Annotated in this window: 2 pseudogenes; both read left to right on the plus strand. The window is 63.1% G+C overall.

Features of this window, described 5'->3' with window-relative positions:
* Window positions 1-98: 98 nt before the first annotated feature.
* Window positions 99-185 (plus strand): annotated as a pseudogene (locus tag SOQ14_RS14210) (hypothetical protein); the annotation flags it as partial.
* Window positions 186-242: 57 nt separating this feature from the next.
* A pseudogene (locus SOQ14_RS14215) lies at window positions 243-648 on the plus strand (phytoene desaturase); the annotation flags it as partial.

Genomic DNA, 648 nt, shown 5'->3' on the forward strand with positions numbered 1-648 from the left:
GTGCCCGATGGCGCGCTCTCCGATGCGATCCTTGCCGCGTGCCGGGATGCGGCCGGCCTGCTCGCCGATGCCTATGCCCAGGCCGAGGGAGACGCCCCATGAGCGAATGGAAACCGACCGCGTGCCTGATCTGCTCCTTGAATTGCGGGATCGAGGTGCAGACCGAAGGCGGCCACATTACCCGCGTGCGCGCGGACAAGGCGCACCCCATAAGCCAGGGCTATCTGTGCGAAAAGGCGCAGCGCTACAAAGGCCTGCTCGATGATATCTACACCAACGGCGTGGTGCCCGAAGATTTCGCGATCTATCTCCACCACCCGACCGTGACCGATCCGGGCATGGCACCGGCGGGCAAGAGCACGTTCTACGCGCTCGTGCCGGTCAGCCACATGGGCAAGATGCCGGTCAACTGGGATGAAGTCGGCCCCAAGCTGGAGAAAATGATCCTAGATGAGCTGGGCCGCCGCCTGATCCCCGACATCCACGATCGGATCGTCACCAAGTTCAGCTATGCGCCCAAGGACTTCAAGGCTGATCTCAACGCCCACATGGGCAGCGCGTTCAGCCTTGAGCCGGTGCTGTGGCAGAGCGCGTGGCTGCGCGGCCACAACCGCGATGACGTGATCGAGAATTACTATCTCGTTGGCG

The sequence above is a fragment of the Erythrobacter epiphyticus genome, assembly GCF_034653295.1.
Classification (GTDB): Bacteria; Pseudomonadota; Alphaproteobacteria; order Sphingomonadales; family Sphingomonadaceae; genus Erythrobacter.